Source organism: Spiractinospora alimapuensis, from assembly GCF_018437505.1.
GTDB classification, from domain to species: Bacteria; Actinomycetota; Actinomycetes; order Streptosporangiales; family Streptosporangiaceae; genus Spiractinospora; species Spiractinospora alimapuensis.
The window spans coordinates 75182-99375 of the sequence record NZ_CP072467.1 but is presented as its reverse complement, the minus strand read 5'-3'; the positions used below and the strand labels follow the sequence as shown (position 1 = coordinate 99375).

The window sequence follows — 24194 nt, the reverse complement described above, 5'->3', positions numbered from 1 at the left end:
CACGGCACACCGGCGGCCCACCAGCATGGAGAGGACGGCGATGGTGCGGTCGGCTACGGCCTCCGACAACGACGTGATCGGGCAGCTCCGGCAACGGGTGCGGGGGGAGGTGAGTGACGCCACGATCCATCGTGCCGTCTACAGCGCTGACGCGTCGGTGTATCGACAGGTTCCCCGCGCCGTGGTGCATCCTCTCGACGAGGACGACCTGATCGGCGCGGTCACGACGTGTACCGCGGCGGGGGTGCCGGTGACGCTGCGGGGGGCGGGCACGAGCATCGCCGGTCAGGTCCTCGGGCGAGGGGTCGTGATCGACACCTCGCGCCACATGCGCGAGGTGCTGGAGATCGACCCGGAGAACCAGACCGCGTGGGTGCAGCCGGGCGTCATTCTGGACGACCTCCGCGCACAGGCGGGGAAGCACGGGTTGACGTTCGGCCCTGACCCCTCCACGCACAGTCGGTGCACGATGGGCGGGATGATCGGAAACGACTCGTGTGGGTCGCACTCCGTCGCCTGGGGGCGCACCGCCGACAACGTCGAGGAGCTGGACGTCCTGCTGGCGGACGGCACCCGACTGACCGTCGGGCCCACCTCCCGCGAGGACCTTGACGCTCTCTGTTCCCGTTCCGACCGGGTCGGGGAGTTGTATCGGGACCTCCGCGCGATGGTGGAGGGAAACCTCGCCCTGCTGCGCACCGGCTTCCCCTCGCTGCAGCGCCGAGTCTCCGGATACGCCTTGGACTCTCTGCTTCCGGAGAACGAGTTCAACCTCGCCCGCGCGCTTGTCGGCTCGGAGGGCACCTGTGCCGTCGTGCTGCGCGCCAAGGTGCGGCTCGTGCGCCCGCCCGCCTCACGGGTCCTGGTCGTCGCCGCCTTCCCCGACATGCCGACCGCCGCCGACTCCGTACCGTCGATCCTGGACCTCCAGCCGCTCACCGTCGAGGGGACTGGCGCGGACATGGTCGCGACGCTGAAGGCGCACTCGCCCGACGGTCGGGGGCCCGCCGCGCTGTCGCAGTTGCCCGAGGGCGGCGGCTGGTTGTTCATCGAGGTCGGTGGGGACGACCCAACGGACGCGGCCGAGCGCGGGCGCGCCATGTGCGCGGCACTCGACCGTCTCGCGACCGCGACCCGCGTGGTCACCGACAAGGCGCAGCAGAGGTCCCTGTGGTCACTGCGCGAGGCGGGTTCCGGTCTGGTCACCCGCTCCCCCGACGGCGCGGAGGCGTGGCCGGGGTGGGAGGACGCCGCGGTTCCTCCCGAACGCCTCGGCGCCTACCTCAAGGACTTCCAGCGGCTGCAGGCCAAGCACGGTCTGGGCGGCATCCCCTACGGGCACTTCGGCGAGGGGTGCGTCCACATCCGCATCGACTTCGACCTGGACTCCGACGGAGGCCGCGCCGTGTTCCGCGCGTTCATGGAGGACGCGGCCGACCTCGTGGTCTCCTACGGCGGGTCGGTCTCCGGCGAGCACGGTGACGGGCAGGCCCGGGGTGAACTCCTCCCGCGTATGTACTCCCCGGAACTGATGGCGCTGTTCGCCCGGTTCAAGGCGATGTTCGACCCCGAGGACCACCTCAATCCCGGTATCGGCGTGCAGCCGCGCCCGATGGATGAGGATCTGCGGGTGTCGGGACCCGTTCGGGCACTCCCTCTCGCGCTCTCCTACCCGCACGACGACGGCAGCCTCGCGAAGGCCACGCGCCGCTGCGTTGGCGTGGGCAAGTGCGTGGACACCAGCACCGGGGTGATGTGCCCGAGCTACATGGTCACCGGCAAGGAGGAACACTCCACCCGGGGCCGGGCCCGGCTGCTGGGTGAGATGCTGCGCGGTGAACTCGTGACCGACGGCTGGCAGTCCACGGAGGTGCGCGACGCCCTTGACCTGTGCCTCTCCTGCAAGGGCTGCTCCTCGGACTGCCCGGTCAACGTGGACATGGCGACCTACAAGTCGGAGTTCCTCCACCAGCACTACCGCGGTCGGGTTCGGCCCATGAGCCACTACTCCATGGGCGCGCTCCCCCTGTGGCTGCGGTTCGCCGGCCCCGCGGCTCCGGTCGCCAACGCCGTGGCGCGGTCCCGGGTGCTCTCCCCCGCGCTCAAGCGCGTCGCCGGAGTCGAACCGAAGCGGGATCTCCCGGAGTTCGCGAACACGACGCTGATCCGGGCGATGCGCAGGCGCGATCGGCGGCGCCGCGACGTGCCGCGCGAGGCTCCGCGCGGGGAGGTGCTGCTCTTCCCCGACTCCTTCACCAACTACCTGGACCCCGGCGTCGGCGCGGCCGCGGTCGAGGTATTGGAGCACGCCGGGTTCTCCGTCCGCCTACCCCGGGGGCCCGTCTGCTGCGGGCTCACCTGGGTGAGCACTGGCCAACTGGACGTCGCGCGGTTCGTCATGCGGCGCACGACGAAGGTGCTGGCCGACGCGGTCGCCGCCGACATCCCCATCGTCGGGCTGGAGCCGAGTTGCACCTCCGCGCTTCGGGGGGAGCTTCCGGAGATGGTCGACACCGACGCCGCACGCGGAGTCGGTGAGCGCACCACGACGTTGGCGGGGCTGTTGGCCGAACGGGCGTCCGACGTCGACTTCGGCGAGCTCTCAGGTGACGCCCTGACTCAGGTGCACTGTCACCAGCACGCCACGCTCGGATTCGAGGCCGACCGCGACCTCATCGGAGGCACCGGGCTGTCGAACCGGGTGTTGGACTCCGGCTGCTGCGGGCTCGCCGGCAACTTCGGCTTCGAACCGGGGCACTACGACGTGTCGGTGGGAGCCGCCGAACGGGTCCTCATCCCCGAGGTGCGCGCCGCCGACGCCGACACCACCGTGCTGGCGGACGGCTTCTCCTGTCGTACACAGGTCGACCAACTGACCGGGCGCCGCCCCGAACACCTCGCCGAGGTGTTGCGGCGCGCGATCCGCACGGGAACCGACGCGGGGCACGCCGCCGGCGCCTCGGACGTATCGGATCCGGCCCCCGACGCCTAGTGCTCGCCGTCGAAGGGATCGGTGACCCGGCCCACCAGGTCGGCCACCGATCCCACGACGCGGGTCGGCCGGTAGGGGAACTGTTCGGCGGTGTCCGCCTGGGAGATCCCCGACAGGACGAGGATCGTCTGGAGCCCTGACTCCAGTCCGCAGCGCACGTCGGTGTCCATTCGGTCCCCGATCATCAGGGTGTTCTCCGAGTGGGTGCCGAGCGTGCGCAGCGCCGAACGCATCATCAGCGGGTTGGGCTTTCCCACGAAGTAGGGCTTGCGGCCGGTCGCCCGTTCGATCAGGGCGGCCACGGCGCCGGTCGCCGGCAGGGAGCCCTCCTGGCTGGGGCCGGTGACGTCGGGGTTAGTGGCGATGAACCGCGCGCCCCGATCCACGAGCCGAATCGCGCGTGTTATCGCCTCGAAGCTGTAGGTGCGGGTCTCGCCCAGCACGACGTAGTCCGGGTCGTGCTCGGTCAGGGTGTAGCCGACGTCGTGCAGCGCGGTGGTGAGCCCGGACTCCCCGATCACGAACGCCGACCCCTTGGGTCGCTGCTGGTCGAGGAACCGCGCCGTCGCCAGGGCCGACGTCCAGATCGCGCCCTCACTGATCCTCAACCCGGTGCGGCGCAGGCGTGCCCGCAGGTCCCGTGGCGTGTAGATCGAGTTGTTGGTCAGCACCATGTAGGACGCACTGCTGGCGTCCAGTTCCGCGAGGAACGCGTCGGCACCGGGCACGAGGTGCTCTTCGCGGACCAGCACCCCGTCCATGTCAATCAGGTAGTTCCATACGTTATCCGTGGTCACCTGACCATCCTCCCCTAAGTCCCGGCGCCGACGCGACGCCCCGCCCGACGGTCGGCGTCAGTTGAGCTTGTCCAGGCCCGCGCGTCGCAACGCGTCGGCCAGTGCCCCCTGCGGCTCCGGCTGCCCTCGCCGACCGTTGTCCTGCCGTCCTGATCCGCGCTTCCCCGACGCCGCGGCTCGGCCGGCGCCCTTGTCGCCACGGGAGGTTCGCCTCGCGGCGTCACCCGCGTCACCGCCGCCGGTTGTGACCGACTCCACGTCGTCGTCCAGACGCAGTGTGAGTCCGATGCGCTTGCGTTGGGTGTCGACGCTCAGCACCTTGACGCGCACGATGTCGCCGGGCTTGACGACCTCCCGAGGGTCGGACACGTAGGAACGGGACATGGCCGAGATGTGGACGAGGCCGTCCTGGTGCACGCCGACGTCCACGAAGGCCCCGAACGCGGCCACGTTGGTGACCGCTCCCTCGAGGATCATCCCGGGCGTCAGGTCGGAGATCTTCTCGACCCCGTCGGCGAAGGCCGCGGTCTGGAACTCCGGACGCGGGTCACGTCCGGGTTTCTCCAGCTCCCCGAGGATGTCGGTGACCGTGGGCAGGCCGAAGGTGTCGTCGGTGAACTCCTGCGGGCGCAGCTCGCGCAGGCGGCGGCTGTCCCCGATCAGGTCGCCGATGCCGCGTTGGGTCGCGTCCATGATGCGGCGGACGACCGGGTAGGCCTCCGGGTGGACTCCCGAGGAGTCCAACGGGTCCGCGCCTCCGGGGATGCGCAGGAAGCCGGCACACTGTTCGAACGCCTTGGGGCCGAGCCGGGACACCGCCGTGAGTTCCGACCGGGCGCGGAAGGCCCCGTTGGTGTTGCGGTGGGCCACGATGCCGTCGGCGAGGCTGGTGCTGATGCCCGACACTCGGGCGAGTAGCGGCGCGGAGGCGGTGTTCACGTCCACGCCGACGGCGTTCACGCAGTCCTCCACCACGGCGTCCAGGGCGCGGGAGAGGGTGCCCTCGGCGAGGTCGTGCTGGTACTGGCCCACCCCGATCGACTTGGGTTCGATCTTGACGAGTTCCGCCAACGGGTCCTGCAGCCGGCGGGCGATCGACACCGCGCCCCGCATGGACACGTCCAGTTCCGGCAGCTCCCGCCCGGCGTAGGCGGAGGCGGAGTACACCGAGGCTCCCGCTTCCGACACCATGACCTTGACCGGGGCCTTCGGACCGCTCACTCGTTTCACGAGTTCCCCGGCGAGCTGGTCGGTCTCCCGCGACGCGGTTCCGTTGCCGATCGCGATGAGCTCCACGTCGTGCAGGCGCACGAGTCGCTCCAGTTCGGCGAGGGCCTCGTCCCATCGGCGCTGGGGGACGTGCGGGTAGACGGCGGTGGTGTCCACCACCTTGCCGGTGGCGTCGACGACCGCGACCTTCACGCCCGTGCGGTACGCGGGGTCGAGTCCCATGGTCGGCCGCGTGCCCGCCGGGGCGGCGAGGAGCAGGTCCCGTAGGTTGGCGGCGAAGACCCGCACCGCCTCCTCCTCGGCGGCCTGCCACAGTCGCATCCGCGTGTCCACCTCCAGCCGCAGTTGGACCCGCGTACGCCACGCCCACCGCACCGTCTCCCCGAGCCACTTGTCCGCGGGGCGGCCCTGGTCCTGGATGTCGAAGTGCGAGGCGATGCGTCGTTCGTAGCCGCTGGGTCCGCCGTCGGCGGCCGGCTCCTCCGGTTCGAGCGTGAGCTGGAGAACCTCCTCTTTCTCCCCGCGGAACAGGGCGAGCACGCGGTGCGAGGGCAGGTCGGTGAGTGGTTCGGCGAAGGAGAAGTAGTCGGCGAACTTGGCGCCGTCGGTCTCCTTGCCCTCCTTGACCTTGGACTGGACGCGTCCCTGCCGCCACATCCGGTCGCGGAGCTCGCCGATGAGATCGGCGTCCTCGGTGAAGCGCTCCACCAGGATCGCCCGGGCGCCCTCCAGGGCCGCCGCGGTGTCGGCGACCCCGTCGTCCGGCGCGAGATAACCGGCGGCGCACTCCTGTGGGTCCTGGGTGGGGTCCGACAGCAGCGTGTCGGCGAGCGGCTCCAGCCCGGCTTCCCGTGCGACCTGTGCCTTGCTGCGTCGTTTCGGCTTGTAGGGGAGGTAGATGTCCTCCAGCCGCGCCTTGGAGTCCGCGGCGCGAACCCGAGCCTCCAGCGCGTCGTCCAGCTTGCCCTGCGACCGGATCGACTCCAACACCGCTTCGCGACGCTCCTCGAGTTCGCGCAGGTAGCGCAAACGCTCTTCCAGGTCCCGTAGCTGGGCGTCGTCCAGGCTTCCGGTCGCCTCCTTGCGGTACCGGGCGATGAAGGGGACGGTCGATCCCTCGTCCAACAGATGCACCGCCGCACGCACCTGTCCCTGCTGCACCCCGAGCTCCTCAGCGATCCGCTGATCGATGGCCCGCTGGGTGCCCCCCTCGGTCTGGGTCGTCATGAGTCCCGTTCACTTTCTGCCCGCCCGAACACCTGTCCAGCCTCATTCTGCGGGCCCACGGGGCCGCTGTCACATCGACCCCGCACCTCGAGCGAACGGGAGGGCTCAGGCGAAGATGTCGGTCTCGGTCTCGGCCGTCACCGCACGACGGAACCACCGATCCAACTGGTCGATGTCCTCGCACTCCTCCACCCGAGCCCGGTTGACACCGCCACCCCTCGCGACTCCACCAACATGAGCAACGCCTGCGCCTTGCCCTCGGCCTTGCCCTTGGCTTCCCCCTTCGCCTCGTACTCGCGTGCGAACTCACTGCGCCACTCGCGATACTTCGTCGATCCCATGTACTCCTCCAGAACCTTCAGGGCGACATTGGAAAGCGCCGCGAACGCATGGTCAGCTAGCACGAGGACGGAGTCGGGTACCCGTTCGGGGACCGACGTCGTGTTGGCCTCGCTGGCGTCACACCGGACGCGTGTGTGCTCCGGGAGCTTGTCTCCCGAGGCCAACTCGAAGAGTTCCGCGGCCAGTGTGGGCGAATGACGAATGAGATCCAACGGGAACTCGTGTTCGAATCCAGGCATGGCGAGAAGCTAACAGCCCCGCCGTGATCAACTCCGACAAACCAGAAATCGGTGTCTTTTATCCAGAGACGTACCCGTTCGCGGCTCATGTGACGAGACGCCAACGACGTTCGCCGTCCCGCCAGAGGTCGGTGACCGCCATGCCGATGGACGTCGCGACGGCGGCGGAGGCGTGGTTGTCGGGGTGGATGTGGGCGACGACCTCCCCCAGTGCGTGGTGGGCGACGAGCCAGGTGGTCAGGGCCCCGGCCGCCTCTCGGGCGTAGCCGTGGCCCTGCCAGGGAGTTCCCAGGACCCACGCGACCTCGACACGTCGATGGGAGGACGGTGGGGACACCGTCGCCTGCGTGAAGCCGACGAGACACCCCTCGCTCGGGAGGCGGATCACCCAGTTCCACCAAAGCTCGCCGGGACGAGGCGAACCGGCCACCTGACGTCGGTAACGCCGCCTCAACGCGTCGCGTTCGGGCGGCTCCCCACCAGTGAACTGGTAGAGGATCGGGTCGGCCAGGACGGCCACCATCTCCTCGGCGTGCGATTCGTGGAGGAGGATCAGCTCGAGACGGGCCGTGTGGATCGGCTCGACGCGCGGCTCAGTGGTGGCCAAGGCGGGGGATCTCGATGGCGGGGCAGCGGTCCATCACCATGTCCACTCCGGCGGCGCGGGTCCGCGCGTAGGCCTTGCTGTCGATCACCCCGAGCTGGAACCACACCGCCTTGGCCCCGATCCGCACCGCCTCGTCGGCGACCGGACTGGCCAGCTCGGAGTTCACGAAGACGTCCACCACGTCGACGGGGAAGGGGATGTCGGACAGCTCGGCGTATCCGGGTTCGCCGTGCACCGTCTCCGCCTTGGGGTGCACCGGAACCACACGCTTGCCGAACGACCGCAGGACCTGTGCCACCCCGAAGGCCGCCCGGTCCGGGTTCGTCGAGAGCCCCACCACCGCCCAGGTGTCACCGAGTTCCGTCAGGATACGCCGCACGGTCGTGGAATCACCAAAGTTCGCCATAATGGCCACAACCACGCCCGGTGGCCGGGAATTTCTCGGCCCCGAGGCTTCTTCCGGGACGCGACGTCCGACGGAACGAGTACCGTCGACGGGTGACCGACTTCAGTGCGTGGCAGTCCGCGACCGCGGCGTCCCGTGAGGACCTCCCCTGGTTCTCGACGTCGTTCGTCGACCTCGATGATCCCGCCGCGACGGACGGGGCCTGTGATCACGCCGATTCGATCATCCGCGAGGCCAACTGAGATGCTCGTCGCCCTCACCGTCGTTCTGGTCGCCGGGTGCGGCTGGGTCGTATTCCGTTCGGTGGTCCGAGTGCGTCCCGACGAACGGGTCGTGGTGGAACGCGGCGGTCGGTTCGACCGAGTACTCGAACCCGGAACGCATTGGGTCGTGCCGTTCGTCCAGCGGGCACGGCTCCGCGTCGACACACGTCCACAGGAGGTTGCTCTCCCCGCCCGGGAGCGACGGACGGCCGATGGGCTGGGAGTCGTCGCGAGTGCCCGCCTGGTGTACCGGGTCGTCGACGCCCGTTCCGCGACATACGCGGTTCCGCACCTGCCCAGCGCGATCGCCCAACTCGCGGGAACGACGCTCGACGTGGCCCTCGAGGGAACGACCGCGGACTCGGCGGTGCGCGACGGCCATGGACTACGGCGTGAGCTCCTCGCTGTACTGAGTGACACGGTTCGACCGTGGGGCGTGGACGTTCACTCGGTCGAGGTCGTGGTCGGCTCGTCCTGAAGCCACCGAGACCAGGGCCTTTACATCGTAGATCAAAACCTGGGCGATAGCGTTGTGGCATGTCACGCCGAGTCGCCGGGTTCCTCATCGCCCTCGCCGTATTCATGCTGGCCCAATGGACGATGCTCATCTTCAACCTTCAGGAGGGTCACCCCACGGCGTTCTACGTCGTCCATGGCAGCCTCATCGCGGTGAACATCGTTCTGGGGCTGGTTCTCGGCGTGATCGGGATTCGCGGGTGGCGCCGGGGCACCACCTGATCCCCGCCCGAACCCCCGCATGGGCTGAGGTATACGGTATGCCGCATGTCTCACCCCGAACTGGTGCGTTCTGACTCCGTGCGCGGCGACGCGACCACGCACCGGCCATGAGCGCCGACGGACCTGACCGAGCACGCTCGCTCTCGTGGCTCGAGCTCGCCCTCGCGGCCGCACTGGGGGGCGGGGCCTTCGCGCTGCTGGGAATGGAGATCGTCTGGGTCATCGCGGGAGTCGTCGCGGGTTGGGTCCTGTGCCGGGTCTACCAGCGTCGCGACCGCGGCGCCGCCCCCAGTTCGGCGTTGCGGCGTCACGGACAGATCCTGGTGGGAGGGGCGCTCGGCCCCGCGTTGGCCACCCAGCACTTCGACGGCGAGCTCGGGTATATCCCCGTGCTGGTCGGCGCGCTCATCGCGGTCCTCGTCGGCTCAGTGCTGGTGGCCTACGCGTACTCACGGTGGGCCGGAATCGACCAGTTGACCAGTGGACTGGCGACGCTTCCCGGTGGGCTGGTGATCCTGCCGGCCGTCGCCGCGGATCTCGACCGTTCCCCACAGCTCGTCGCCGTGGTCCAGGCCGCCCGAATGGTCGTGGTGGTCGGCGTCGTCGCCGCCGTCGCCCCCGCCCTCGGTGACGTCGCGCGTCTCCCGCTCTCCTCCGTCGCCGAGATCCCCGGCAGTGTTCCCGGCTGGGGCTACTGGGCGGTGCTGCTGGCGGGTTCCTACGGCGCGGCCCACCTGGCCTCCCGGTGGCGTGTCCCCGTCGCCGCTCTCCTGGGCCCCATGTTCTTCGCCTTCGCCGCGGTCCTGGCCCTACGGGCCCTCGGCGTGCACACCGACCTCCTCGGTGTCCCCCACGCCCAGGAGATGCTTGGCCAGCTCCTCCTCGGCGTGACGGTCGGCGAGTACTTGGCGCAGCGCACCCGACTCCCCCTGTCCGTGGTGACCCGGGGCTTCGTCAGCGTCGCGGCCACGTTCCTCCTCGCGGTGGGGATCGCCGCGGTGCTGACCGCGGTCACCCCCTGGTCGTTCCTCACCTGCCTGTTGATCGTGGCCCCCGGTGGCGCCCCGGAGATGGTGGTGATCGCCGCGGCCGTCGACGCGGACCTGCACGTGGTCGTACTCGCGCAGATCCTCCGCCAGTTGGCGATCAACGGGGCATTACCTCTGTGGATCGCGTTGTTCCGCCGGCTCGGCTGATCCCGTTCGGCCCGTTCGGCGCGGCCTCCGCCGTACCCAGACCGCACGCGTCGCACTCCGCGCGGCGCCTTACCGCGTAGGCGGCGGTCGCGACGAGGAGCGCGGCTCCCCAGGGGAGCATGGCGGCCAAGGCCACGAAGTTCGCCAAAAGGTCGTAGGAGCCCCCCACCATGTCCAGCCACAGGTGCGGAAGGCTGAGGACGCCGCGTCCGACCGCGACCAGCGTGGTTCCGACGACGACCGCGGGCACCACCGCGAGCGACACCGGCACCCGCCGACCGACGAGGCCCACCGCCCACCGGGGAAATCTCACCCCCCAGTTGGACACCAGTCCGGTCATCAGCAGGACGCCCACGACGGCCGCCCCGGCGAGGGTGAGGCCGATCGAGAGCGCCTGGTCGGGGAGTTCGCCCATGTCCATCCCCACGCCGAACAGCCAGGCGAACCGGGTCGCGGGGTAGACGAGAGCGGCGAGGGCTCCCCCGACGACGGCGGCCCGCCCGACCCGCAGCGTCCGCAGCCGCGACGACCGCTCCCCCTCCGCCGACCAATCGTCTCCGCGGCCACAGTGGGCACAGGTACGACGCAGCCGACGTCGGTAGCGCAGCGTGACCAGACCCCAGATGAGCGCGCCGGCGACACCGTACCCACAGATGACGAGCTGGGGGTCGGCCACGGCGACGAGGTACTCCGACAGGATGTCGGGCAGGAACAGCGCCAGGATCGGAAGCGCGAGACCGTAGCCCATCGCCATCAGCAGCCAGCCGTTGACGAGGAGCAGCGCGCAGACACCGGTGATCACCCAGCCCACGGCCTCGGCCGCTCTCCGGGCCCACCGGGTGTGTGGCGGCGGATCCTGGGTGACCACTACGGCGGTGACGATGCCCGCGGCACCCAACACCGCGACGAGCGTGGCGCCCACCGCGGGATCCGCCGCGTTGAGAACCGCGCCCATGGAGACCACCCCCGCGTCGTCGAACGGGTTGGCCAGGTAGCCCAGGAGCCAGGACGCGCCCAGCGTGACGGCACCGGCCGACCACACCAACGCGGCGACGGCGCCCCACCGCGACCACCATCCGGAGTGGGAGGGGCCGTGCCCCGCCTCTCCTCCGCGACGCGCGTCGACGTCCGGGCCGTGGTGGGCCCGTACCTCGGCGGCCCCCTCTCGAAGTGGGGGGGCATGAGCGTTGTCGGTCATCGTTTCCCTCTCTGTGTGGCCGCCGTGTGACGATCGTGGATGTCTTCATCCAACGACGCGACGCCCCACCACCGCACCGCCCGTCGGGGGGATCCCGTTCCCCCGCGCGGGGGAAGTGGGGAACGCGACGCACGTGCGACGATCGTCGGGTGCGAATGATCGGGCTGGCCGTGGCGCCGCTGGTGAGCGTCTGGACCTACCGGCGGTGGCTGTACCTGCTACTGGGTGGGGCGTTGTTCTTCCCCTTCCTGCTGGCGGCGATGGTCGCGCTGTCCATGGTGCGCTTCCGGACCGTCGCCGACGCGCCGGAGGCGCTCACCAGTCCGGTCCAGATCGCGGCGCTGGTCATCGCGACGGTCCTCGTCGCGGCGACCGCCGCGCTCCGTCCGGTCGCCGCGCTCCAGACACAGGTGGCGCGCACCCTGCTCGGGGGGCGTCTCGCCCGGGAACCGGTGGCACGCCCGACCGGGCCAGGGGCGCGTGCGCGTGCCATGGGCTGGTTGGCGATCCACTTCGTCGTCGGGTTCGTGGTGTCGTTGGCGACGATGGTGGTGCTGACCGAGGCGGGTCTGCTCGCGATCGCCCCCGTCCTGTCCCACGTCGAGACCCAGCTCACTCCCCTGCCGAGCGACCACCGCTGGTTGGGCTTGCCGCTCGCCTTCCTGATGCTCGTGACGTTCGGATACGTGTTGGCCCTGGTCGGCGCGGGGCTGGCGAGGCTTGCCCCACCGCTGCTCGGGCCCTCCGCCGCCGACCGGCTCGCCGCCGCGCAGGCGCGGGCGGAGAACCTCACCGAACGCAATCGGATCGCGGCGGAACTGCACGACTCCATCGGGCACGTGCTGTCGGTGGTGACTCTGCAGGCGGGGACCGCGGCCCGGGTGATGGACTCCGATCCCGAGTTCGCGCGGCAGGCCCTGTCCACCATCGCCGAACAGACCCGCGCCGCGACCGAGGAGCTCGACCACGTGCTCGGGGTACTGCGCGAGGAGCGTCCGTCGGCCACCCCCCAGCGGTCTCTCGCGGACCTCCCCACCCTGGTGGATGGGGCCAGGGCCGCCGGGGTCGACCTCAGGGTGGAACAGGCGGGAGACCTGGACGCGGTTCCCGGCGTGGTCTCGCGGGAGGCCTATCGCGTCGTGCAGGAGGCGCTCACCAACGCGTTGCGCTACGGTTCCGGTCAGGTGGACGTGGCGGTGCGCGTGGGGTCGGACGGGGTCGTCGTGCACACGACGAATCCCGTGGCCCCGAGATCGCGTACCCCGGCCCGGACGACGGGCGGACGCGGACTCCGCGGGATCGAGGAACGTGTCTCCCTGCTCGGCGGGACGGTCCAGGCGGGACTGGAGGCGGATCGGTGGCGACTGTGGGTCACGATCCCGTGGAAGGAGGCAGGTTGATCACGGTCGCCCTCGTGGACGACGAGCCCCTGGTGCGTGCGGGGCTGCGCGCCCTCATCGACGCTGAGGAGGGGATGACCGTCGTTGGCGAGGCCGACGACGGAAGCGGGGTGCTTGACGTCGTGCGCCGCACCCAGCCGGACATCGTGCTGATGGACGTCCGCATGCCCAACGTGGACGGGATCCAGGCCACTCGTCTGCTCCTGGAGGGTCTCACCGCGCCACCCCGGATCATCGTGGTGACCACGTTCGAGAACGACGACTACGTCTACGGCGCCCTGCGGTCGGGGGCGTCGGGCTTCCTGCTGAAGCGCAGCCGCCCCGAGGACATCCTCACCGCGATCCGGGTCGTCCATCTGGGTGAGTCGGTGTTGTTCCCGGCCGCGGTCCGTTCGCTGGCGGCGAGCAGTCCCCCGGCGAGCACGTCGGCGTCGCGGGCCGTCGCGTCGCTGACGGACCGGGAGTCCGCGACGCTGAGACTCGTGGCTCGCGGGCTGTCCAACGCCGAGATCGCGGCGGAACAGTTCGTCAGCCCCGAGACCGTCAAGACCCACGTCTCCAATGTGTTGACCAAGCTCGGGGCGCGTGACCGCACCCAGGCCGTGATCGCGGCCTACGACGCCGGCCTGGTACGACCGGGAGGCGGGGACGGCTAGGTCGTTTTTCGCTCGTTCACGGGTGGGCCGGTGCTCGGGCGGGACCGGCCAATGTGGTCGCGCGCCATGAGCTCACCCATGCCGGGTGGGATCCGCTCGCCTCGCTCACACCTGGCCTCGCCCGGGAGGAGAGGGGGTGGCCGCCCGTCACGGAGTCGTCGACGCGGGAGGAGATCTGGGACAGGGCCAACGAACGGCCGCGTATCGACTCCGCCACCGGTGAACACCCCGACGTTCCCGGGCACGGCACGATGGACCGCGCCCGCCACCCCGCCGGCCACGCTACGGCTGCCGCGCGGCGCCGGCCACCCGTGGACTGGCCCGGACCGTCTGCGGGCAGACAAGCCCTACTCCTCATCGGCGATCCGGGTCCACCCACGCTGAGAAGGCATCAAGGCGACCACCGCCCAGCCCGCCGACCGGAACCGCGACAGTCGAACGATCCATCGAGGTACTCGAACAGAACCGAGCGGTCACGGCCGGATACGACGAACAGACCGCGATCCATGCCGAAACCGTGCGCGTCACCTCCAACCGGACCTAACCCCGACCTCACCTCTTAGGATCGGCGTGGTGTGGCCGGCGAGGTTCCCTGGGACAGGGAAGACGGCCGTCACCACGACGAGCCGGGCGTCCCCTGGTCGAGGAGTCGAGAAGCCCCCGTGACGGGCAAGCCGACACCCACGAGTACGGGGAGCCCGCAGTGAAGGAGGGCGGGATGGTTCGTTGGTGTCCGCGCGTGGGGAGTGCCGCCGGCACCCGATCACGTTGAGGAGGAACCAGCGCCGCGGTCCCGCGAGCACGAGCGCCACGTTCTGGACACGGAGACGTTGGCGACCCTCGACCACCGGAGCGACTTCCCACGGATCGAGTGTGGCCTTCGCACCTCCCCTCCTTGGGTTCACACCCCCAACCCAAGGAGGGGAGGTCGAGACGGCGCGCACCCGCGGTGTACCTTCCAGAGCAGCACGGGCGCCGGACATCTGGGGAGAACGAATGATCATCGTCTGTGGAGAGGCCCTCATCGATCTCATGCCTCGGGGGGCGGACACCTGGCGGGCGATCCCGGGTGGCGGGCCGACCAACGCGGCGGTGGCCCTGACCCGGTTGGGGGTCGACGCCCCCTTGATGTGTCGGTTGTCCCGCGACACCTTCGGGCGCCAGCTTCGTGACTATCTCACCGGGCACGGCGTCGACCTGCGTCTCGCCGTGGACGCGGAAGAGCCCACCACACTCGCGGTCGTGGGGTTCTCCGAGAGTGGCTCGGCCGACTACAGCTTCTACCTGCGGGGAACGGCCGACTGGCAGTGGACCCCCGCGGAGTTCCCCGACACGTCGGTGAACCCGCGCGCGATCTACACCGGCACCCTCGCCGCCGTGATGCCCCCGGGGGCCCACCATCTGCGGGCCTGGACGCACGCCCGGCGGAATCGCTCCGTCGTGTGCTACGACCTCAACGCACGTCCCTCGCTGTGGCCGGACCGCGTGACCCTCATGGCCGCGGTGACCCCGTGGCTGGACACGACACACGTACTGAAGGTCAGTGAGGAGGACGTCGCCTTCCTCGCCCCCGGCAGGGAACCGTTGGACGTGGTCGCGGACTGGGCTCGCGACCACGCGATCGACCTCGTGCTACTGACGCGGGGGGCCGACGGCGCCGTGGCGTACGTCCCGGGCCGGTCCCCCGTGCGTCACGGGGGCTTCGTCGTGGACGTGGTCGACACCGTGGGCGCTGGGGACACCTTCGGCGCCGCCGCGCTCGCTCGGCTGGACACCCTCGGATACCTCGCCGAACCCGGGAATCTGTCGACGCTGACCGATGCCGACCTCGCCGACACGCTGCGGTTCGCGTCGGCCGCCGCGGCGGTGGCGTGCACCGGTGCGGGGGCACGGCCCCCGAGGCCGGACGAGATCCAGGCGCTTCTCGCGGCCTCCTGAGCCGGGTGACCTCGAGGACGCGGAGCGCGGCTACTCCCGGGCCGTCAGCTCCGTGAAGTGCGTCAGCATGCGCTCCGCGTCCGGCCGCAGCCCCGTGATCAGGCCGAAGGCGTGGCTGGCCTGGAACACGGCCATCCCGCCTCCGTCGAGGGTCTCGCAACCGTTGGAGCGCGCACACCGCAGGAGTTGGGTGTCCACCGGACGGTAGACGATGTCGGCGACCCACAAGGGTGGACGCAGCAGCTCCTCCGGGACCGGAAGACCAGGGTGGTCGGCCATGCCGGTGGGCGTGGCGTGGACCAGACCGTCCGCGTTCGCGAGCAGGTCGCGCAGGTCCGCGGGGTTCCCTGGCACGCACACGGCGTCGGGAAACCGACGCTGGGTCCGTGCCGCGAGCGCGGCCGCTCGGTCCCCCGCGACGTCGGCGACGACGAGCTCCCGTACTCCCGAGACCATCAGCGCGTGCGCCACCGCGGACCCGGCACCCCCGGCTCCGAGTAACACCACCCGTCCTCGCGGTGCGTCGGGCAGCCCTCGGCGCAACGCCTCGGCGAAGCCCGACCAGTCGGTGTTGTGCCCGACGGCCCGGTCACCATGGAACACGACGGTGTTCACGGCCTCCAGCGCCTCGGCGTCCGGGGAGAGCTCGTCAAGCGCCGACACCACGAGCTGTTTGCACGGGTGGGTGATGTTCAGGCCGTTGAACCCGAGCCTGCGCGCCGCGTGCACGAGGTCGACCGCCGATGCCGGTTCGAGACCGAGCGCGGAGATGTCGATCGGCCGGTAGATCAGGCGGCGTCCCTGTTCCTGGGCCTCCCGTTCGTGCATCGACGGCGTGAGGGACGGACCAACCCCCGAACCGATGAGTCCGACGAGGAAGGACGGCTCCCGGGACGCCTCCGTACCGCATTCGGCGTCCCGTCGTGTCGTCTCGGTCACTGGACCCGCTCCACCCGCTGCGCCGCCATCCGGAAGGGACTGTTGGCGGCACCGTAGCCGTCGTAACCGCCCCGGCGCTGGACAACCTCGAAGAACAGCCGTCCGTCCACCATGGGTGTGTAGAAGTGGAAGAACTCGCCATCGCCCACCTGGTCGTACATGATCCCGTGGACGCGTAGCCGTTCCAGGGTCTCCTCGTCCAGGTCCGTTCGGCTGCGAAGGTCCGCGTAGTAGTTGTCGGGGATCGGTAGGGGTGCGACGCCGGCCTCGGTCATGGCGCGGGCGCTGGCCACGATGTCATCGCTGGCCAGAGCGATGTGCTGTGCTCCTCCGGCGGCATCGGCCTGGGCTCCGCGACCCAGCACGGACACGTTCAGCGCGATGCGCACGGACCCGTTCGCGGTGGTGAGCGCACGGCTGCGCACCAGCCCGTCGGGGGCGGCCAGTTCGAGGCTCTCCGCGGGCTCGAGGCCGAGCACCGACCGGTAGAAGAGGGAGGCCTCGTCGAAGTGGTCGAAGGGTTGGAACAGTCCCACGTGGTCGATGCCGGTGATGGGGGTGTTCACACCGTCCTGATGGTCGGCCACGGCCGCGGTGGAGAAGTCCTCCAGCCAGTCCGTCCCCCGCGTGTCGTCCGCGGGGCAGAAGAAGACCGCGGTGCCGTCGGGGGCGGCGACCGCCTGTAGCGGTGACTCCGTGGGGTCGCGGCGGCGAGGGAGGGCCGGAGCCAGGAGTTCCTCGGCCCGGCGCACCGCGTGGTGCGGATCGGCGACCGCGATGCCCAGCGCCGTCGCCGTCGCGTCGGCGCTCCAGGTGTGCCCGAGCCGCGCGTCGGTGGAACTGAGCAGGATCCTGGTGGATCCGTGACTCCACAACTGGACGGGCTTCGACCGGTGGTCGCGGGTGTGTTCGAAGCCCAGTGCGGTGAGCACGCGGCGGATCCGGTCCGCGGAGGTTCGCGTGGCCGCGACCTCGACGAAACCGTAACCGGTGGGGCGCACCGGATCGGGCAGACGGGTCAGCGTGACGGCCCGGCGGGGCGGCGCGGCCACGCCGGTACCCGCCGTCTCGGTGGACCGCGCGACGGCGTCCTCGAGCACCGACAGGGAACGCAGGGCGTCCGCCGCGGTGCGATAGGGGTCGGACGCCCGGAAGACGTCGTTGAAGACCTCGAGGGACAGGGGACCGGAGTAGCCGGCCTCCACGACGTGCCGCGTGAAGGTGGTGAGGTCGAACCCGCCCTGGCCGGGGAAGCACCGGTAGTGCCGGCTCCACTGCAGCACGTCCATCGCCATGCGCGGCGCGTCGGCGAGTTGGAGGAAGAAGATCTTCTCCCCGGGGATTTCCCGGAACCCGGCCGGGTCGTCGCCGACGGAGAGGATATGGAAGCTGTCCAGGCAGACACCGAGCGCTGGGTGGTCGGCCTCGGCGACCAGTCGCCAGGAGTGGGCGTAGTCGTTGACGCGACGGCCCCACGCCAGTGCCTCGTAGGCGATCCGCACTCCGTGCTCCTCCGCCAGCTCCGCCAGTCGACGAAGCTGCGCCGCCGCGCGGGCGTCGTCGTCGATCGTCGACGGTGCGACGTTGGAGCACACGAGGACCGTGTCCACGCCCAGCTCGGTCATGACCTCGAACTTGGCCACGGCCCGACGCAGGTTGCGCTCGAGTCGCGCGTCGTCCACGCCTTCGAAGTCACGGAACGGCTGGTAGAGGTCGATTCTCAGGCCGAGGGACTCCGTCAGCGCCCGTACCTCCCGTGGCGGGAGGGGCGAGGCGATGAGATCGTTCTCGAAGATCTCCACACCCGAGAACCCGGCCGCGGCGGCGGCCCGGAGCTTGTCCTCCAGGCCTCCGCTCAACGACACCGTGGCGATGGATCGCCGCATACGTCACAACTCCGTCTTCTCGCCCGACTCCGAGCTCGCTAGTTGACGTCCTGGAAGGCCTCGTAGAGCTCCAGTTCCTCGCCCTCCAGGAACTCCTCACGGAGGTACTCCTGGGCCTGGGAGCGGAAGGCGTCGATGTCGACGTCGTCCACGACCTCCATGGCCCCGGTGGACTCCCACTCCTGCACGATCTCGGCCTCGGCCTCCTCGATGCAGGTCCGGTTCTCCGCGCGCACGTCACTCACGGCCTGCTGGACCGCGTCCTGCTGGTCCTCGTCGAGCTGGTCCCAGGTGTCACCGGAGATGACGATCATCTGGGAGCCGATCTGGTGGCTGGTCAGGCTGACGTGGCTCTGCACCTCGTCGAAGTTGTCGGCGCTGATCGTGGGGATCGGGTTCTCCTGGCCGTCAGCGGTGCCCTGCTGCAACGCGAGGTACACCTCCTCGAAGGCGACGGTCGTGGGGTCGGCGCCCAGCGCGGCCGCGTTGGCGAGGTAGATCGGCGAGTCCGGGAACCGCATCCGCAGGCCGCTCAGGTCGTCCGGGGTACGGATCGGGTCGTTGGCGGTGAAGTGCCGGTCGCCGAAGTACCAGACGTCCAGGATCCTGGCGCCGGTCTCCTCCTCGAAGTTGGCCTTGAGCTCCTCCGACTCCTCGGAGTCGAAGTAGGTGAACATGTGGTCGGCGTCCTCGAAGGCGTAGGCGGCGTCGAAGACACCGATCGGCTCGTAGGCGGATCCGAGGGCCGCGGAGCCCTGCACGTCCATGTCGATGTCGCCGGACATGACCGAGGCGAAGGTCTCGGTGTTGTCCCCCAGTTGACTGTTGGGAAAGGTGTCGACCGCGATGCCGACGCCGGCGTCCTCGACCTGCTCGGCGACCAGGTCGATGCCGCACCGGGTGTGGGGGTGGTCCTCGGTGTAGCTGTTGGCGAACGACAGGGTGATGTCGGCGTCGGCGGAGTCGTCCCCTCCGCCGCCGCAGGCGGCGAGCCCCAGGGCTGTCACGGGAAGCAGGGCTGCCCAGCGGTAGCCAGTACGCATGGTTTCCTCCTCGGAAGGCGCCGCGGAGCGGCGGGTGGTGGAACGTCAGAGCCCAAGCATGTTGGGAAGGAACAGCACCAGGTCGGGCGCGACGGTCAGCAGCGCGAGGACCAGGAGCAGCGGGATCATGAACGGTGCCGTCCCGCGGAACACCTCGTGCATGGGGGTCCTGGTGGCCGAGCCCAGCACGAACAGCACGCCGCCGATGGGCGGGGTGAGGAGCCCGATCATGAGGTTGACGATGGTGATGATCCCGAAGTGCACGGGGTCGACACCGAACTGGACCGCGATCGGCAGCAGCACGGGCACGGTGATGACCAGGGCGGCGATCGGCTCCAGGACGGTACCGATCAGGATGAGCGCGATGTTGACCAGGAGCAGGAACACGATCGGGTTGTCGGTGAAGTCCAGGAGGAACGACGCGATGTCCTGCGGGACCCGCTCCCGGGCGAGGATCCAGCCCAGCAACCCGGACGCGGCGAGGATCACGGCGATCGACGCGGCGGTGGTGGCGGTGTCCACGACGATCCGGCCGAGCGCGCGCAGGTTCAGCCGGCGGTAGCAGAATCCGAGGACCGCGACGTAGGCGACACCGACGGCGGCGGCCTCGGTGGGGGTGAACAGACCGCTCAGGATCCCACCAAGCAGGATCGCGGGGGCGCCGAGGGGACCCAGTACCTGGAGGAACGCGGTCCTGAACTCGCCTGGGGCCGCCCGGTGGCCGGCCAGGTCCGGTTTGCGGCGGGCCCAGACGTAGACGGCGACGGCGAGGCCGCCGGCGATCAGGAAGGCGGGGACGACCGCGGCGGCGAACAGCGCGGCGGTGGAGACGGCCGCGACCGAGGCGTAGATGATGGCCGGGATGCTGGGGGGCATGACCGGCGAGATCAGGCTGGACGCGGCGGACAGTCCCAGGGCGAACCGGCGGGGGTATCCGCGTCGGGTCATCGCCGGCACCTGCATCTTGCCCAGTGCCGCGACGTCGGCCAGGGCGGTCCCGCTCATCCAGGAGAAGCCGACGCTGACCCCGATGTTGACGTAGCCGAGGCTCCCTCGCACCCGTCCGAGCAGCACCTGGGCGAAGGCGAAGATCCGGTCGGCGATTCCGGTGTGGTTCGCGATCACGCCGACCAGGATGAACAGGGGGACGGCGAGCAGGGGAAAGCTGTTGACCTCCTGAGCGGCCGTCCGCAGACTCAGCCCGGTGGACTGGTCGGTGGAGATCATGTACAGCACGCTGGGGCCCAGGATGGCGAAGCCGACGGGAACCCGCAGCGCGAGCAGGAGGATGATTCCCAGGATTACGAGCCCCGCGCTCATCGGGTCGGCTCCTCAAGGTCGGCGCTCTCGGTCGGGAGCGTGTCGGGGTTGGGCGGTCCCGCCAGGAAGGCGTTGGCGACGGCGCGCACGGCCGCGAGAATCAGCCCCACCATGGGAATGACATAGGTGAGGGACATGGGCATCCCGAGGGCGGGTGTCGTCTGTGGGGGGCCGTTGAAGAGCAGCTCGTAGGCCTCGACGATGAACGCGACGGTGATCGCCGCGACGATGAGGTTCGCGACGATCCACACGCCGCGCAGCACCCATCCCCGCGCCACGAAGTCGACGACCTTGAGGGTGATGTGCTCGTCCCGGCCGAGCAGGTAGCCCAGCAGGGAGAAGGTGAGCCAGACCAGGCCGAACCGGGCGAGCTCACCGGTCCAGACCCACCCGTCGACGGGGAGGTGACGCTGTGTCGCCTGGATGAGGATCAGGGCGAAGATGACGAGGATCAGGGCCGCGCCCACGGTCAGTTCGCATCGCTCAAGCCAGCGGACGAGAGCCGGGCGGGACCGTGTTGGCCCGCCATCGGCCGCTCCACGGTTTACGGTCATCCGGAAGGGCTCCACTCAGGGAACAAGGGGACGGAAGTAAGCGCTGTTCAGACCCCCAATGTGGGGAGGAACACGAGTGTGAACTCTAGGTATACGGACGGAAAAATGGCAAGCGATTGCCAAAAGTTGCCATCAAGGGTGCACACTGGACGCCATGACCACGCCCAAGCGCACCACCGTCTACGACGTCGCCCGGGAGGCCGGTGTCGCGCCGTCGACGGTGTCGCGCGCGTTCGGTAATCCCCGCCGCGTCAACGCGACGACTCGTGACCACGTGCTCCAGGTGGCCCAGCGCCTCGGCTACCGGCCGAATCCGCTGGCGACAGCACTGCAGTCGGGACGCACCGCGACAGTGGCCATGCTGGTCCCCGACATCACCAACCCCCACTTCTTCGGCACGATCCGGGGCGCGGAACGGCGCGCCAGCGCCGCGGGGGTCACGTTCATCCTCGGCTACACGGAGGAGTCGGCCGACAACGAGCGCAACCAGATCGAACGGCTCGCCCGCTCGGTGGACGGCTTCGTGTTGGCGGCGAGCCGGCTCCCCGACGCCGCCACCGTCGAACTCGCCAGGGAGCACAATCTCGCCCTGGTGAACCGCGAGGTGGAGGGTCTGCCCAGCGCGGTGGTGGACAACGGGCGGGGCAGCGGCCAGATCGTCGAGCATCTGGCCTCGCTCGGGCACCGGACCCTCGTGTACCTCTCCGGGCCGCGCCAGTCCTGGCTGGCCGGCGAGCGTTGGCGGGCCCTGCGTGCGGCCGCCGAGACACACGGCATGACGATCACACGGCTGGGCCCGTTCCCGCCCCGGGTCGTCGGTGGTGGGGCCGCCGCCGACGCGGCGCTGGTGACGGGGGCGACCGCCGTCGTCGCGCACAACGACCTGTTGGCCATCGGGGTGCTGCGCCGTCTCGGCGAGCGGGGCGTGCGCGTCCCTGCGGACGTGAGTGTCGTGGGCTACGACGACATATTCGGGGCGGACTTCTGCGTACCGGCACTGACCACGCTGGCGGGACCGCACGAGGAGGCGGGCCGCGCCGCGGTCGAGCTGCTCCTGGAGAAGGGCTCGGCCACCGGCGCCCGGACCGCGGCGCGACGGGTCACCCTGCCCTCCCACCTGGTGATCCGCGACTCCACCGGCCCCGCCCCAGGGTGAGGAGAGGAGAGGTCAGCTTCCCTCGGGTTCGGTCGTCACCCCCGCCTCCAGCAGTTCGGTGACGTCGTTGGCGGAGTAGCCGATATCCTCCAGGACCGACCGGCTGTGCGCCCCGAGGGAAGGACCCGCGGGTCCGCGTCGCACCGCGGTGGTGCTGAGCCGCATGGGGGACCCGAGTTGACGGACGGCCCCCGCCTGCGGATGCTCGGCGTCCCAGAAGTAGTCCCGTGCGAGGAGATGGTCGTCGGTGAAGACGTCGGCGTAGTCGGAGATGGGGGCGCAGGGCACGCCTGCCTCGTTGAGCGCGGAGACCAGCGACTCCGTCGTTCGCGCCGAGGTGATCTCCTCGATGCGCGGGATCAGTGTCTCGCGTCGCTCACGTCGCTGGTAGGCGGTCGCGTTGTGGGGGTCGTCGTAGAGGTCGCCGGTACCGAGCACGTCGCACAGGGCACGCCACGTCTTGTCGGTGACGGCGCCGATGGTGATGTGTCCGTCGGCGGTGCGCAACGCCTGGTACGGGGCGGAGGTCTGGTGCGCCGTCCCCTCCCTTCCCCCGACCTCACCGGTGGCGAAGTACCGCCCGGCCTCCCAGATGGACAGCGACACCCCGGCCTCCATCAGGGAGACGTCGATGTGCTGGCCATCACCCGACTTTCCCCGACCTCGCAACGCGGCGGACACCGCAAGGGCGATGTAGAGACCACAGACGAGGTCGCAGATCGGCAGGCCCACCTTGGCAGGGCCTCGGTCCGGCTCGCCGGTGACGCTCATCATCCCGGAGCGCGCCTGGGCCATGATGTCGAGTCCGGGCAGCGGTGCCAGTGGACCGTCCTGCCCCCACCCCGACGCCGAGGCGTAGATGACGCGGGGGTTGCGTTCGCGCAAGGCGTCGTACCCGAACCCCAGCCGGTCCATGGCGCCGGGACGCATGTTCTCCACCACCACGTCGCAGGTGTCGACCAGGCGCAGGAACGCCTCCTTGCCCTCGGCCGACTTCAGGTCAAGGGCCACCGACTCCTTGTTCCGGTTGAGGCGCAGGAACGGCGAGCTCTCCCCGGCGAGGAACGGGCCGGTCTGACGCGTCGGGTCACCGCCCTCCGGATTCTCGATCTTGATGACCCGCGCGCCGAGGTCGGCGAGCTGCATGGTCGCGAACGGGGCGGCCATGAACGCGCCGACCTCAACGACGGTGATCCCGGCGAGCGGGGTACGGGGTTCTGTCATCGCGGTGTGGTCCTCCCTTTCTGGACGGGTCTCGGGTGCGCTTGGCGGTGGGTACTGGGTCACGGCGCGTCCTCGCTCGACTCCCCCAGGAACGAGCGTTCACCGTGCACGGCGAGTTCGGCCAGCACCGCGTCAGGGGAACCCGCCTCGACCAGCTCCAGCAGGTGCCGGTGCCGTCGAACGTGGGTGGGCAGGTCCTCGTACAGACGTTCGCGCACATACAGGTTGCGCGCCATGCACAGGGAGAGCTGGTCGACGACGGAGGTGTAGGTGTCGACGAGGCGGCGGTTCCCGGCGACCGCGACCAGCCCGATGTGGAAGGCGCGACCGGCGGCGGTCAGACCGGCCCGGTCCTGGGTGGCGGCGCACCGCTCCATGCTCTCCAGCGCCGCACGGGCGTCCTCGAGGAGCGCGTGGTCGCGAACGGGGACGCCCCACTGGACGGCGAGGCGTTCCAGACCGGAGCGGAGGGTCACCAACTCATGGACGTCTCCTCCGGTGAGGGTGACGACCTGCCACCCCCGGCGTGGCCTGGCCACGACCAGGCCCTCCCGCTCCAACAGCCGCAGGGCCTCCCGCAACGGCGGCCGACTGATGCCGAGGCGCGCACAGAGCCGCTCTTCGATCAGCCGGGCACCGGCCTCGATGTCCCCCGACAGGATGGAGTGCCGCACGCTCTCCTGTGCCATGCGCACGACGCTCGGCGGATCGAGGGGGATCCGCGGGGACGAGTCGTCGGACATGAGTTCTCCCGCGGGTCGTCGTCGGGCCGAGGCGATGTCGTGTGCCGGTACGGCGTGAGGATTTCCGTCGAAACTATTGTAGACAATAGTCGATCCTTGT

The 24194-nt window shown here is 70.1% G+C and carries 22 protein-coding genes; 9 read left to right on the top strand and 13 right to left on the bottom strand.

Annotation, left to right across the window (positions count from 1 at the left end; all coding sequences use genetic code 11):
- The first annotated feature begins 40 nt into the window (after positions 1-40).
- Positions 41-2992: an FAD-binding and (Fe-S)-binding domain-containing protein gene (locus J4H86_RS00420; RefSeq protein ID WP_236541212.1), complete on the top strand. Its 2952-nt coding sequence runs from the start codon at positions 41-43 to the stop codon at positions 2990-2992.
- On the opposite strand, the gene J4H86_RS00415 is transcribed toward J4H86_RS00420, so the two are convergent.
- The 5 genes from J4H86_RS00415 to J4H86_RS00395 all read right to left on the bottom strand — a co-directional run bounded on the left by J4H86_RS00415 (position 2989) and on the right by J4H86_RS00395 (position 7840).
- Positions 2989-3753, bottom strand: coding sequence for an HAD-IIA family hydrolase (locus tag J4H86_RS00415; RefSeq protein WP_236544198.1), 765 nt, complete (start codon positions 3751-3753; stop codon positions 2989-2991). The two genes, J4H86_RS00420 and J4H86_RS00415, sit on opposite strands and share 4 nt — an antisense overlap.
- Positions 3754-3846: 93 nt before the next feature.
- A complete protein-coding gene (locus J4H86_RS00410) occupies positions 3847-6246 on the bottom strand; it encodes a Tex family protein (protein WP_236541211.1) in 2400 nt (799 codons plus the stop codon).
- Positions 6247-6383: 137 nt separating this feature from the next.
- Positions 6384-6827: a hypothetical protein gene (locus tag J4H86_RS00405; RefSeq protein ID WP_236541210.1), complete on the bottom strand. Its 444-nt coding sequence runs from the start codon at positions 6825-6827 to the stop codon at positions 6384-6386.
- Positions 6828-6912: 85 nt separating this feature from the next.
- A complete protein-coding gene (locus J4H86_RS00400; protein WP_236541209.1) occupies positions 6913-7434 on the bottom strand; it encodes a GNAT family N-acetyltransferase in 522 nt (173 codons plus the stop codon).
- Entirely contained in the window at positions 7421-7840 is a 420-nt protein-coding gene (locus tag J4H86_RS00395; RefSeq protein WP_236541208.1) for a CoA-binding protein, read from the bottom strand. The genes J4H86_RS00400 and J4H86_RS00395 overlap by 14 nt, the downstream gene beginning before the upstream one ends.
- A 92-nt stretch (positions 7841-7932) precedes the next feature.
- Here J4H86_RS00395 and J4H86_RS00390 point away from each other — a divergent pair, with 92 nt between their 5' ends.
- From J4H86_RS00390 to J4H86_RS00375, 4 genes are all read left to right on the top strand, one after another.
- Entirely contained in the window at positions 7933-8082 is a 150-nt protein-coding gene (locus tag J4H86_RS00390) for a hypothetical protein (protein WP_236541207.1), read from the top strand.
- A gap of 1 nt (position 8083) precedes the next feature.
- Positions 8084-8581, top strand: coding sequence for an SPFH domain-containing protein (locus J4H86_RS00385; protein WP_236541206.1), 498 nt, complete (start codon positions 8084-8086; stop codon positions 8579-8581).
- 59 nt (positions 8582-8640) lie between these two features.
- On the top strand, positions 8641-8841 hold the full coding sequence (locus J4H86_RS00380) for an SCO4848 family membrane protein (protein ID WP_236541205.1): 201 nt from the start codon (positions 8641-8643) through the stop codon (positions 8839-8841).
- Between the two features lie 107 nt (positions 8842-8948).
- Entirely contained in the window at positions 8949-10037 is a 1089-nt protein-coding gene (locus J4H86_RS00375; protein WP_236541204.1) for an AbrB family transcriptional regulator, read from the top strand.
- On the opposite strand, the gene J4H86_RS00370 is transcribed toward J4H86_RS00375, so the two are convergent.
- Positions 9988-11235 carry a hypothetical protein gene (locus tag J4H86_RS00370; RefSeq protein WP_236541203.1) on the bottom strand — a complete coding sequence of 416 codons (1248 nt, stop codon included), beginning with the start codon at positions 11233-11235 and terminating at the stop codon, positions 9988-9990. The two genes, J4H86_RS00375 and J4H86_RS00370, sit on opposite strands and share 50 nt — an antisense overlap.
- 155 nt (positions 11236-11390) lie before the next feature.
- Between J4H86_RS00370 and J4H86_RS00365 the strand changes: the two genes are divergently transcribed.
- The 3 genes from J4H86_RS00365 (at position 11391) to J4H86_RS00355 (ending at position 15229) form a co-directional block, all read left to right on the top strand.
- Positions 11391-12635, top strand: a complete 1245-nt coding sequence (locus J4H86_RS00365) for a sensor histidine kinase (RefSeq protein WP_236544197.1) — start codon at positions 11391-11393, stop codon at positions 12633-12635.
- Positions 12632-13291: a response regulator gene (locus J4H86_RS00360; RefSeq protein WP_236541202.1), complete on the top strand. Its 660-nt coding sequence runs from the start codon at positions 12632-12634 to the stop codon at positions 13289-13291. The genes J4H86_RS00365 and J4H86_RS00360 overlap by 4 nt, the downstream gene beginning before the upstream one ends.
- Positions 13292-14287: 996 nt before the next feature.
- Positions 14288-15229 carry a carbohydrate kinase family protein gene (locus J4H86_RS00355; protein ID WP_236541201.1) on the top strand — a complete coding sequence of 314 codons (942 nt, stop codon included), beginning with the start codon at positions 14288-14290 and terminating at the stop codon, positions 15227-15229.
- Positions 15230-15259: 30 nt separating this feature from the next.
- On the opposite strand, the gene J4H86_RS00350 is transcribed toward J4H86_RS00355, so the two are convergent.
- The 5 genes from J4H86_RS00350 to J4H86_RS00330 are packed head-to-tail and all read right to left on the bottom strand — an operon-like array spanning position 15260 to position 20971.
- On the bottom strand, positions 15260-16168 hold the full coding sequence (locus tag J4H86_RS00350) for a shikimate dehydrogenase (RefSeq protein ID WP_236541200.1): 909 nt from the start codon (positions 16166-16168) through the stop codon (positions 15260-15262).
- Positions 16165-18054, bottom strand: coding sequence for a bifunctional sugar phosphate isomerase/epimerase/4-hydroxyphenylpyruvate dioxygenase family protein (locus J4H86_RS00345; protein WP_236541199.1), 1890 nt, complete (start codon positions 18052-18054; stop codon positions 16165-16167). Before J4H86_RS00345 ends, J4H86_RS00350 begins: the two co-directional genes overlap by 4 nt.
- Before the next feature lie 38 nt (positions 18055-18092).
- Positions 18093-19097 carry a DctP family TRAP transporter solute-binding subunit gene (locus tag J4H86_RS00340; protein ID WP_236541198.1) on the bottom strand — a complete coding sequence of 335 codons (1005 nt, stop codon included), beginning with the start codon at positions 19095-19097 and terminating at the stop codon, positions 18093-18095.
- A gap of 45 nt (positions 19098-19142) precedes the next feature.
- Positions 19143-20417: a TRAP transporter large permease gene (locus tag J4H86_RS00335; protein ID WP_236541197.1), complete on the bottom strand. Its 1275-nt coding sequence runs from the start codon at positions 20415-20417 to the stop codon at positions 19143-19145.
- On the bottom strand, positions 20414-20971 hold the full coding sequence (locus J4H86_RS00330; RefSeq protein ID WP_236541196.1) for a TRAP transporter small permease: 558 nt from the start codon (positions 20969-20971) through the stop codon (positions 20414-20416). The genes J4H86_RS00335 and J4H86_RS00330 overlap by 4 nt, the downstream gene beginning before the upstream one ends.
- Before the next feature lie 154 nt (positions 20972-21125).
- Between J4H86_RS00330 and J4H86_RS00325 the strand changes: the two genes are divergently transcribed.
- On the top strand, positions 21126-22127 hold the full coding sequence (locus tag J4H86_RS00325) for a LacI family DNA-binding transcriptional regulator (protein WP_236541195.1): 1002 nt from the start codon (positions 21126-21128) through the stop codon (positions 22125-22127).
- Between the two features lie 12 nt (positions 22128-22139).
- Here J4H86_RS00325 and J4H86_RS00320 read toward each other — a convergent pair whose 3' ends face one another.
- Positions 22140-23351, bottom strand: coding sequence for a CaiB/BaiF CoA transferase family protein (locus tag J4H86_RS00320; protein ID WP_236541194.1), 1212 nt, complete (start codon positions 23349-23351; stop codon positions 22140-22142).
- Positions 23352-23410: 59 nt separating this feature from the next.
- Positions 23411-24094: a GntR family transcriptional regulator gene (locus J4H86_RS00315; RefSeq protein WP_236541193.1), complete on the bottom strand. Its 684-nt coding sequence runs from the start codon at positions 24092-24094 to the stop codon at positions 23411-23413.
- Positions 24095-24194 lie beyond the last annotated feature (100 nt).

Excerpts from the sequence above, each read along its gene's own strand:
- J4H86_RS00315 (WP_236541193.1), bottom strand. The coding sequence starts at position 24,094 with ATGTCCGACGACTCGTCCCCGCGGATCCCCCTCGATCCGCCGAGCGTC.
- J4H86_RS00355 (WP_236541201.1), top strand. The coding sequence starts at position 14,288 with ATGATCATCGTCTGTGGAGAGGCCCTCATCGATCTCATGCCTCGGGGG.
- J4H86_RS00420 (WP_236541212.1), top strand. The coding sequence starts at position 41 with ATGGTGCGGTCGGCTACGGCCTCCGACAACGACGTGATCGGGCAGCTC.
- J4H86_RS00330 (WP_236541196.1), bottom strand. The coding sequence starts at position 20,971 with ATGACCGTAAACCGTGGAGCGGCCGATGGCGGGCCAACACGGTCCCGC.
- J4H86_RS00335 (WP_236541197.1), bottom strand. The coding sequence starts at position 20,417 with ATGAGCGCGGGGCTCGTAATCCTGGGAATCATCCTCCTGCTCGCGCTG.
- J4H86_RS00340 (WP_236541198.1), bottom strand. The coding sequence starts at position 19,097 with ATGCGTACTGGCTACCGCTGGGCAGCCCTGCTTCCCGTGACAGCCCTG.
- J4H86_RS00325 (WP_236541195.1), top strand. The coding sequence starts at position 21,126 with ATGACCACGCCCAAGCGCACCACCGTCTACGACGTCGCCCGGGAGGCC.
- J4H86_RS00385 (WP_236541206.1), top strand. The coding sequence starts at position 8,084 with ATGCTCGTCGCCCTCACCGTCGTTCTGGTCGCCGGGTGCGGCTGGGTC.
- J4H86_RS00410 (WP_236541211.1), bottom strand. The coding sequence starts at position 6,246 with ATGACGACCCAGACCGAGGGGGGCACCCAGCGGGCCATCGATCAGCGG.
- J4H86_RS00415 (WP_236544198.1), bottom strand. The coding sequence starts at position 3,753 with ATGGACGGGGTGCTGGTCCGCGAAGAGCACCTCGTGCCCGGTGCCGAC.
- J4H86_RS00365 (WP_236544197.1), top strand. The coding sequence starts at position 11,391 with ATGATCGGGCTGGCCGTGGCGCCGCTGGTGAGCGTCTGGACCTACCGG.
- J4H86_RS00405 (WP_236541210.1), bottom strand. The coding sequence starts at position 6,827 with ATGCCTGGATTCGAACACGAGTTCCCGTTGGATCTCATTCGTCATTCG.
- J4H86_RS00370 (WP_236541203.1), bottom strand. The coding sequence starts at position 11,235 with ATGACCGACAACGCTCATGCCCCCCCACTTCGAGAGGGGGCCGCCGAG.
- J4H86_RS00320 (WP_236541194.1), bottom strand. The coding sequence starts at position 23,351 with ATGACAGAACCCCGTACCCCGCTCGCCGGGATCACCGTCGTTGAGGTC.
- J4H86_RS00345 (WP_236541199.1), bottom strand. The coding sequence starts at position 18,054 with ATGCGGCGATCCATCGCCACGGTGTCGTTGAGCGGAGGCCTGGAGGAC.
- J4H86_RS00375 (WP_236541204.1), top strand. The coding sequence starts at position 8,949 with ATGAGCGCCGACGGACCTGACCGAGCACGCTCGCTCTCGTGGCTCGAG.
- J4H86_RS00380 (WP_236541205.1), top strand. The coding sequence starts at position 8,641 with ATGTCACGCCGAGTCGCCGGGTTCCTCATCGCCCTCGCCGTATTCATG.
- J4H86_RS00395 (WP_236541208.1), bottom strand. The coding sequence starts at position 7,840 with ATGGCGAACTTTGGTGATTCCACGACCGTGCGGCGTATCCTGACGGAA.